This window comes from Mesorhizobium sp. M7A.F.Ca.ET.027.03.2.1, assembly GCF_003999175.1.
Classification (GTDB): domain Bacteria; phylum Pseudomonadota; class Alphaproteobacteria; order Rhizobiales; family Rhizobiaceae; genus Mesorhizobium.
In genome coordinates, this window is sequence record NZ_RZOM01000141.1 from 1 (window position 1) to 8,621 (window position 8,621).

General features: G+C 62.7%; 8 protein-coding genes. 7 read left to right on the forward strand and 1 reads right to left on the reverse strand.

Going from position 1 to position 8,621, the window contains the following annotated elements:
- The first annotated feature begins 26 nt into the window (after nucleotides 1-26).
- The 5 genes from EN750_RS08985 to EN750_RS09005 are packed head-to-tail and all read left to right on the forward strand — an operon-like array spanning nucleotide 27 to nucleotide 5,699.
- Nucleotides 27-764 (forward strand): CpaD family pilus assembly protein, encoded by a 738-nt coding sequence (locus EN750_RS08985; RefSeq protein ID WP_127396205.1) that lies wholly within the window; start codon nucleotides 27-29, stop codon nucleotides 762-764.
- 44 nt (nucleotides 765-808) lie between these two features.
- Complete coding sequence (locus tag EN750_RS08990) at nucleotides 809-2,092, forward strand: CpaE family protein (RefSeq protein WP_245482656.1); 1,284 nt, start codon at nucleotides 809-811, stop codon at nucleotides 2,090-2,092.
- A 29-nt stretch (nucleotides 2,093-2,121) separates the two neighbouring features.
- Entirely contained in the window at nucleotides 2,122-3,624 is a 1,503-nt protein-coding gene (locus EN750_RS08995; RefSeq protein ID WP_127327689.1) for a CpaF family protein, read from the forward strand.
- Nucleotides 3,625-3,653: 29 nt separating this feature from the next.
- Entirely contained in the window at nucleotides 3,654-4,667 is a 1,014-nt protein-coding gene (locus EN750_RS09000) for a type II secretion system F family protein (RefSeq protein WP_127396207.1), read from the forward strand.
- Between the two features lie 9 nt (nucleotides 4,668-4,676).
- The gene (locus EN750_RS09005; RefSeq protein WP_127396208.1) at nucleotides 4,677-5,699 is read left to right on the forward strand and encodes a type II secretion system F family protein; all 1,023 of its coding nucleotides are present in this window, start codon (nucleotides 4,677-4,679) and stop codon (nucleotides 5,697-5,699) included.
- A gap of 84 nt (nucleotides 5,700-5,783) precedes the next feature.
- Here the strand turns inward: EN750_RS09005 and EN750_RS09010 are convergent, their stop codons facing one another.
- Complete coding sequence (locus tag EN750_RS09010; RefSeq protein WP_127327785.1) at nucleotides 5,784-6,605, reverse strand: tetratricopeptide repeat protein; 822 nt, start codon at nucleotides 6,603-6,605, stop codon at nucleotides 5,784-5,786.
- Nucleotides 6,606-6,721: 116 nt separating this feature from the next.
- Here EN750_RS09010 and EN750_RS09015 point away from each other — a divergent pair, with 116 nt between their 5' ends.
- Nucleotides 6,722-8,086 (forward strand): M17 family metallopeptidase, encoded by a 1,365-nt coding sequence (locus EN750_RS09015; protein WP_127396209.1) that lies wholly within the window; start codon nucleotides 6,722-6,724, stop codon nucleotides 8,084-8,086.
- A gap of 73 nt (nucleotides 8,087-8,159) precedes the next feature.
- Nucleotides 8,160-8,510 carry a MarR family winged helix-turn-helix transcriptional regulator gene (locus EN750_RS09020; protein WP_013533675.1) on the forward strand — a complete coding sequence of 117 codons (351 nt, stop codon included), beginning with the start codon at nucleotides 8,160-8,162 and terminating at the stop codon, nucleotides 8,508-8,510.
- The last annotated feature ends 111 nt before the right edge of the window (nucleotides 8,511-8,621 follow it).

Below are 8,621 nucleotides of genomic sequence, written 5' to 3' on the forward strand. Positions count from 1 at the left end.
ATCTACAAGTGAGCGGGGAAGCGGACATGTCTCAGTCAGCATTGAAGGCAAGCACCATCGCGGCAGCGATGCGTTTTGGCCGCTCGCGGATCAGCCGGCGAGCCGTTCCGGTCCTGGCGGTTGCGGTGGCTGCGCTGCTGGCCGGCTGCGCCCAGCGCGATAGCATCACGGTCGGCGCCATTCCGGACGATTACCGCACCAACCATCCGATCGTGATCGCCGAGAAGAATCAAAAGATCGATCTGCCGGTTGGTGCCGGCGACCGCGGCATGACGGGCTCTCAGCGCGACACGCTTCTTGGCTTCCTGGATGGCTATGACAGAAGTGCCGCCCCGACGCTGACGATCCAGGTCCCGAGCGGATCGGCCAACGAGGTCGCCGCGACCGCGGCGGCCCGTGATTTCGCCCGGCTCGCGATTGCCAGCGGCGTCAAGCGCAACCGGCTTGTCGTCACCTCGTATCAGGCTGCCTCCAGCGAGATATCCTCGCCGGTCCGCGTCGCTTATGTTGCGGTGAGGGCGCAGACCGACAAATGCGGACGCTGGCCAGCCGACCTCGTCGACACGTCGGAAAACAAGCACTATGCCGATTTCGGCTGCTCTTATCAGAACAATCTAGCCGCCCAGATGGCCAACCCCGCCGATCTCCTCGGCCCGCGCAAACTTTCCACCATTGATGCTGAAAACCGCGGCGCGGTGATCGATGTCTACCGTGCAAGAGGCATCTCGGACGAGTTCCTCGGCAATTCGGAAGTGACGTACTGAGCCGCCAGTCTCGGATAGAACAGGCTACGGGAAAGAGCATGACGATGAGCAACCTTGCCTACGACGCACCGGTGGACGGCAGCGATACCTCGCAGCAGGACATCGCCGCGATGCAGGCGTTGCGGCCGATCCCGCGCATTTCAATCCAGGCATTCTGCGAGACCGACGGTGTTGCCAACCCGGTCGAGCGCGCCGGCGAGGACCGCCGCATGACGAAGGCGCATCTCAAGGTCCATATGGGCGGCGTCCCCACTGCCATCGAATTCTACCAATCGGCGCCGACGCCCAATCTGATCCTGCTGGAATCGCGCAGCGAGCCCAAGCAATTGCTGGAACAACTCGCCCAGCTCTCGGAATATTGCGATCCGACGTCGAAGGTGGTGGTGATCGGCCACTACAATGATGTCGGCCTCTACCGCGAGCTCATCCGCAACGGCATTTCCGAATATGTGATCGCTCCGGTCTCGATGGCCGACATCGTCAGCGTGGTGTCGTCGATTTTCATCGATCCGGAAGCCGAGCCGCTCGGCCGCTCGATCGCCTTCGTCGGCGCCAAGGGCGGTGTCGGCTCCTCGACGATCGCCCACAATGTGGCTTGGGCGATGTCCTCCCTGTTCAAATCCGAAGTGGTCGTCGCCGATCTCGATCTGGCTTTCGGCACCGCCAACATCAATTTCGACCAGGATCCGGCGCAAGGCATCGCCGAGGCGGTGTTTTCACCCGAACGCATCGATGAAGTCTATCTCGACCGGCTGCTGACCCAGTGCGCCGAGCATCTGTCGCTGCTGGCAGCACCTTCGACGCTCGAACGGGTCTATGATTTCGATCCCGAGGCCTTCGTTCAGCTGATCGACACCGCCCAGCGCAGCGTGCCGCTTCTGGTGCTCGACGTCCCCCATGCCTGGACGGGCTGGACCAAGAACACCCTGGTCAAGGCCGATGAGATCGTCATCACCGCGACACCGGAACTCGCCAATCTGCGCAACACCAAGAACCTGGTCGATATGCTCAAGCGGCTTCGTCCCAATGATCCGCCGCCCAAGCTGATCATCAACCAGGCCGGCGTGCCGAAGCGCCCGGAGATTTCGCCGTCCGATTTCGCCGAGCCGCTCGGCCTGTCACCGATGTCGGTCATTGCTTTTGATCCGTTGCTGTTCGGCAATGCCGCCAACAACGGACGCATGCTTGGCGAAATGGATGCCAAGAACCCGGTTGTCGCGATGATCAACGAAATGGCGCATGTGCTGACCGGGCGCAGCGAAATCAAGGCCAAGAAGAAGGCCGGGCTCGGCAGCCTGCTCGGCAAGCTCTCGCGCAACAAGAAGTGACGCTTCAGCAGTGGAATCGGTAGTCGATCATGTTTGGTAAAAGAGGCAGCGACGACGGCAACCGGTTCACGCCGGAATTTCGCCAGCCAGCACCGGCGCCGGTTGCGCCGCCGGCTGCAAGTTCCATGGACACGGCGGTTCTGACCCGGCCCGCGGCGGCGCCAAGCGCGCCTGTCGCGCCGCCGGCGCGCCGTGCCGTCGAGGCACCGCCATTGGCGCCTGAGCCGAAGCGGGCACAGCGCGAAAAGAGCGAAACTTATTACGATACCAAGAGTCAGGTCTTCTCCGCGCTCATCGACACCATCGATCTGTCGCAGCTTTCCAAGCTTGATCCTGAAAGTGCGCGCGAGGAAATCCGCGATATCGTCAACGACATCATCGCGATCAAGAACTTCGCAATGACGATCGCCGAGCAGGAAGAGCTGCTCGAGGACATCTGCAACGACGTGCTCGGCTATGGGCCGCTCGAGCCGCTGCTCGCCCGTGACGACATCGCCGACATCATGGTCAACGGCTCCAGGAACGTCTACATCGAAGTCAACGGCAAGGTCGAACAGACCGGTATCCGCTTTCGTGACAACCAGCAGCTCCTCAACATCTGCCAGCGTATCGTCAGCCAGGTTGGCCGCCGTGTCGATGAATCCAGCCCGATCTGCGACGCGCGCCTTCCCGACGGCTCCCGCGTCAACGTCATCGCGCCGCCACTCTCCATCGATGGCGCCACGCTTACCATCCGCAAATTCAAGAAGGACAAGCTGACGCTCGATCAGCTGGTCAAGTTCGGCGCCATCTCGCCGCAGGGCGCCGAAGTTCTCAAGATCATCAGTCGTGTTCGCTGCAACATCGTGATCTCGGGCGGCACCGGTTCGGGCAAGACGACGCTGCTCAATTGCCTGACCAACTATATCGACCGCGAGGAGCGCGTCATCACCTGCGAAGACTCGGCCGAGCTGCAATTGCAGCAGCCGCATGTGGTGCGCCTCGAAACCCGCCCGCCCAATCTGGAGGGCGAGGGTGAGGTGACGATGCGTGACCTGGTCAAGAACTGTCTGCGCATGCGGCCCGAGCGCATCATCGTCGGCGAAGTGCGCGGACCCGAGGTGTTCGATCTTCTGCAGGCGATGAACACCGGCCATGACGGCTCGATGGGCACGATCCACTCGAACAGCCCGCGCGAATGCCTGAACCGTATCGAATCCATGATTGCCATGGGCGGTTATTCGCTGCCGCAGAAGACAGTGCGCGAAATCGTCGTCGGCTCCATCGACGTGATCATCCAGGCGGCGCGCCTGCGCGACGGATCGCGCCGCATCACCCACATCACCGAGGTGATCGGGATGGAAGGCGACGTCATCATCACGCAGGATATCGTCCTCTACAACATCAAGGGTGAGGACGCCAACGGCAGGCTGTTGGGTGAGCACGTATCGACGGGCATCGGCCGTCCGCATTTCTGGGAGCGTGCACGCTATTACGGCGAGGAGCAGCGTCTCGCCATTGCGCTCGAGGCGATGGAGAAACGCGCTGACTGACGCATGCTGGGGTGTAAGGGTTCGGGCCAATGTTTGGAATTGACGGCACAGTACTGGCGTTTGTCGTGCTCGCCGGCTTCAGCGCCGGCGCCGTCGCTTATGCATTTCTGTTCACCCGGATCAGCAACGAAAAACAGGTCGGCAAGCGGCTCGAAACGATCAGGACCGCCGAGACGGATCGCTCCGTCGTCAAAGCCTCGCGCGACCGCGTGGCGGAAGCCGTCAAGCGGCGCAAATCGGTTCAGGATTCTCTCAACGAACTCGACGCCAAGCAGAAAACCAAGGACAGCCGCGTCAAGAAACCGCCGCTGAAAGCCCAGCTTCGTCAGGCCGGCCTCAAGACCACCATCGAGCGTTTCTACATATATTCCGCAATATGCGGCGTCGTTTTGACGATTGTCGCCTTTGTGGCCGGAGCCCCGCTGATCGCCTTGCCGGGCGTGCTGCTGGCGGGGGGGCTGGGCCTGCCGCGCTGGTTCGTCACGTTTCGTCGCGCCCGCCGGGTCAAGGCATTCCTCAACGAATTTCCAAATGCGCTCGACATCATCGTGCGCGCGGTCAAATCCGGCCTGCCGCTGAACGACGCCGTGCGCTTGATCGCCAACGAATCGCCCGAACCCGTGAAGACCGAGTTTCGCCGCATCGTCGATTCACAGCAGATGGGCCTCTCTATCCCCGACGCGACCTTGCGCATGCCCGAAACCATGCCTTGTACCGAGGCAAGCTTCTTCGGCATCGTTATCCAGATACAGTCGCAGGCCGGCGGCAATCTCTCCGAGGCGCTGGGCAATCTTTCGCGCGTGCTTCGCGATCGCAAGAAGATGAAAGCCAAGGTCGCGGCGCTGTCGATGGAAGCGAAGGCGTCCGCCGCGATCATCGGCGCGCTGCCCTTCATCGTCGCCTTTCTCGTCTACCTGTCGAGCCCGGCCTACCTGATGCCGCTCTTCAACACCAGCGTCGGAAACCTGATCCTTGGTTGCTCTGCGGTCTGGATGTCGATCGGCATCCTGGTGATGCGCAAGATGATGAACTTCGAAGTCTAGGATGCTGGCATGACCGAGCAAGTCATCAAGACCCTGACGGATCCGAGCTTCCTGATCGCGATGCTGGTCGCGATAGCGGTGTTTGCGACCGTCTTCACCTTGCTGCCGGCGTTTGGCGGAAACCACCTCAAGTCACGCATGAAATCCGTTGCGCTGGAACGCGACGAACTGCGTGCGCAACAGCGCGCCCGGCTTGCGGTCGAGGCCGACCGCCGTCGCAAGGGCTTGCGCGAGGAACAGTCGATCGGCATGCGCAACATTGTCGACCGGCTGGATCTGAGACGCGCGCTCGCCGATGAAGGCACCTTGCAGAAACTCAAGGTGGCCGGCTTTCGTGGACAGAATCCGCTGACGCGGTTTCTTTTCTTCCGTCTCGTGCTTCCTTTTGTCGGTTTCGCGCTGGCCGCAATCTACATCTTCGTGCTCGGAGGACTGCCCGACAAGCCATTGGTCATCAGGCTGTTCGTCTGCATCCTCGTTGCTTACGGCGGCTTCTACGCACCGGTCATCTACGTCAACAACCGCGCCACCAAGCGCAAGCAGTCGATCCAGATGGCATGGCCGGATGGGCTCGATCTGATGCTGATCTGCGTCGAATCGGGCATGTCGGTGGAAGCGGCACTGCGCAAGGTCGCCGACGAGATCGGCGCGCAATCGGTGGCGCTGGCGGAAGAGTTCATCCTCACCAACGCCGAGCTTTCCTACCTGCCGGAGCGCAAGCAGGCCTACGAGAACCTGGCAAGCCGCACCGGCCTGGATTCGGTCAAGTCGGTGTCGCAGGCGCTCGTCCAGGCCGAGCGTTACGGCACGCCGGTGGCGCATGCACTGCGCGTGCTTGCCGCAGAAAGCCGCGACATGCGCATGAATGCGGCCGAGAAGAAGGCCGCCGCCCTGCCGCCAAAGCTCACAGTGCCGATGATCCTGTTTTTCCTGCCGGTGCTCTTCGCCATCATCCTGGGTCCCGCCGGCATTCAGGTCAGCCAGCGCGGTATCTTCGGCGATCATCCGGCGCCGGCAACAAACGCCCAGTAGCGGCAAGGCAAATTCCTGCATTCCCTCAAACGAAGAAGCCGCGCATGCAGCGCGGCTTCTTCGTTGGGCATCGGGATTGTGGTCTCAGTTGGTCGCGGATTTCGGCTTGTCCTGGTCCTTGAGCTGGCTCCAGGCATTCTGCTGGGCCAGCATCTGCCTGAGATAGGCGACATTTGCCTGCGCCTGTTCGGGCGACAGTTCCTGCGAGGCGATCTTCTCGGCCTCGTCGAAACGGCCTTGCAGGCCGACGACCAGTGCCAGGTTCTGGCGGACGCGGCTGTCCGCATTCGGCTGCTGCGCGGCCGAGCGCATATAGGTTTCGGCGGTGCGCAGGTCACCTTCCAGCACATACGACATGCCAAGATTGGAGAGCACGGAAGGCTCGTTCGGCTTGAGGTCGAGCGCCTTGCGGTAAAGCTGGCGCGCATCGTCCTTCTGGCCGGTCTGGTCGAGAATGGCCGCTTCGGCCGACACCAGCTTCCAGTCGGGATATTCCGGTGTTTGAGCGCGGCGCACGGCGTCGAGTGCCGCCTCGAACTGGCCATTGGCGGCCAGCGCCTTGCCATAGGAGGCAAGAACGTCACGATCCTTGGGCAAAGCGATGGCGAGCTTGCGCATCACGGCCAGCGACTGATCGGCGTCGCCATCCATCTGCAATGCCGCCGCATAATTCGTCGCGATCCGCTTGTCGTTGGGGTTCTTCGCGTAGGATTGGCCGAGTGCGCCGGTGGCATTGTGCAGTTCCCCGGCCGACATGCTTTCCAGCGGTTTGCCGCTGGTGCGTGCGATCGAGCCGGTGGAGATCTTGTCGGTTCCGCAGCCGGCGACGCCCGCCGCCAGCGCCAGCACAAGGGCCGTGGTGATGAGCCGTTTTCCCCTGGCGTTGATCCTGCGGTTGGTCGGCATGGCCACCTAAGCCTCCATTCATGCGCGGCCATTGCGTGGCCGTCTTCCCTCCCGCAGAAATATTCTGTTAACCCTAACGGACGGTTAAGAACGGCGACTCACACGGAGAACATCGCATGCCTGTCGAACTCGTCGGGAAGACATTGCCGGGCGCGCTGCCGGTCCATCTGGTCGCCAGGGACGGTCTGGACGCGGCCGGCCTTGCGCCGGCCGCTGTCGCCTGGGCCAGGGCCAACGGCTTTTCCGGCGAGGCAGGCAGGACGCTGGTCGTGCCCGGCGAAAACGGGGCGCTCGGCGGCGCCTTGTTCGGTATCGGCGATGGCGAAGGCGCGCTCGCCTTTGGCGGGCTGTCGAAAGCCTTGCCGGAAGGCGACTGGCATTTCGCCTCGGCCCCTGTCGAGCCGGACCTCGCGGCGATCGCGCTGGTGCTCGGCGGCTATGTCTTCACCCGTTACGGCAAGAAGCCAGGCAAGGCGCTGCGCTTCGGTCTGCCGGCAGGCGTCGATGGCGGGCGCGTAGGCCGCATCGCCGATGGCGTCTTTCTGACACGCGATCTGGTCAACACGCCGACCAGCGATATGGGTCCGGAAGATTTGGAGCAGGCGGTGCGGACCCTGGCCGCCAGGCACAAGGCCGAAGTCTCGGTGGTCAAGGGTGACGATCTCCTCGACCGGAATTTCCCGATGATCCATGCTGTCGGCCGTGCGTCGGCCGGCGCGCCGCGCCTGATCGATATGCGATGGGGGCAGCAAGGGGCGCCGAAGGTGACCCTGGTCGGCAAGGGCGTCTGCTTCGACACGGGCGGTCTCGACATCAAGCCATCGTCCGGCATGCTGTTGATGAAAAAGGACATGGGCGGTGCTGCCAATGTCCTTGGCCTTGCCTCGATGATCATGGCTGCCGGGCTGAATGTGCGGCTGCGCGTGCTCATTCCCGCGGTTGAGAATTCGATTGCCGGCAACGCCTTCCGGCCCGGAGATGTGCTTGCGAGCCGCAAGGGCATCACTGTCGAGATCGGCAATACGGATGCCGAGGGGCGGCTGGTGCTGGCCGATGCGCTGGCGCTGGCCGACGAGGAGGAGCCGCAGCTTCTGGTCGACATGGCGACGCTGACCGGGGCTGCCCGCGTCGCGCTCGGCCCCGATCTGCCGCCGTTCTACACAAGTGACGAAGCGCTGGCATCCGATCTTGCGGCGGCTTCCGTCGCGGCCGAGGACCCTCTGTGGCGCATGCCGCTGTGGCGGCCCTACGATGCAAAACTGTCGTCGAAAATCGCCGACATCAACAATGTCACATCAGACGGTTTCGCCGGCTCGATCACGGCGGCGCTGTTCCTGAAACGCTTCGTCGAAAAGACCGAGGGCTGGGCGCATTTCGACATCTTCGCCTGGAACCCGGCCGATCGTCCGCATGGCCCCGCCGGCGGCGAGGCACAAGGCATCCGCGCCCTAGAGCGGATCATCGCGAAACGCTACGGCTGACGGTTGCAGGCGGAGCCGGCAAAATTGCCTCGACTGAAACGGAACCGAAACAATTTGCCGTCATGCTGGCGCGATGTCGATTGCTATGCGCCCGAGCCAGGCCTTGCGACTGTGGCAGCAAGTGATGCTGTCACAGGTGCGCGACGACGCGCCCGATCTGACCATGCGCCAGACGGCGATCCTGTTCACCATCTATCTCGATCCGCCGCCACACACCGTGCGCGGGCTCGCCGCGCGCCTCAATGTCACCAAGCCGGTGATCACCCGCGCCCTGGACACGATGGGCGCTTTGAAACTCGTTTCGCGTCACCGCGATGAACTCGACAAGCGCAATGTGTTGATCAGGCGCACGGTTGAGGGCGCGCTCTTTGTCGAGCGCTTCGGCGATGGTATCATCGCCAAGGCGCTCGAACTGCCGATGTGAGCGCATTACCTTTCAACAGAGTGTTCGATTTGACTGCCAGGGATGCCCGCCTTCACGCTTTTCGCTCCGATCTCGCCGATGCGCGGCTGAAGGGCGAGGTCACCGCCGAGC

Bases quoted from the DNA above. Each gene is read 5' to 3' on its own strand.
- EN750_RS09005 (WP_127396208.1), top strand. From the start codon at position 4,677: ATGACCGAGCAAGTCATCAAGACCCTGACGGATCCGAGCTTCCTGATC.
- EN750_RS09015 (WP_127396209.1), top strand. From the start codon at position 6,722: ATGCCTGTCGAACTCGTCGGGAAGACATTGCCGGGCGCGCTGCCGGTC.
- EN750_RS08990 (WP_245482656.1), top strand. From the start codon at position 809: ATGAGCAACCTTGCCTACGACGCACCGGTGGACGGCAGCGATACCTCG.
- EN750_RS08985 (WP_127396205.1), top strand. From the start codon at position 27: ATGTCTCAGTCAGCATTGAAGGCAAGCACCATCGCGGCAGCGATGCGT.
- EN750_RS09020 (WP_013533675.1), top strand. From the start codon at position 8,160: ATGTCGATTGCTATGCGCCCGAGCCAGGCCTTGCGACTGTGGCAGCAA.
- EN750_RS08995 (WP_127327689.1), top strand. From the start codon at position 2,122: ATGTTTGGTAAAAGAGGCAGCGACGACGGCAACCGGTTCACGCCGGAA.
- EN750_RS09010 (WP_127327785.1), bottom strand. From the start codon at position 6,605: ATGCCGACCAACCGCAGGATCAACGCCAGGGGAAAACGGCTCATCACC.
- EN750_RS09000 (WP_127396207.1), top strand. From the start codon at position 3,654: ATGTTTGGAATTGACGGCACAGTACTGGCGTTTGTCGTGCTCGCCGGC.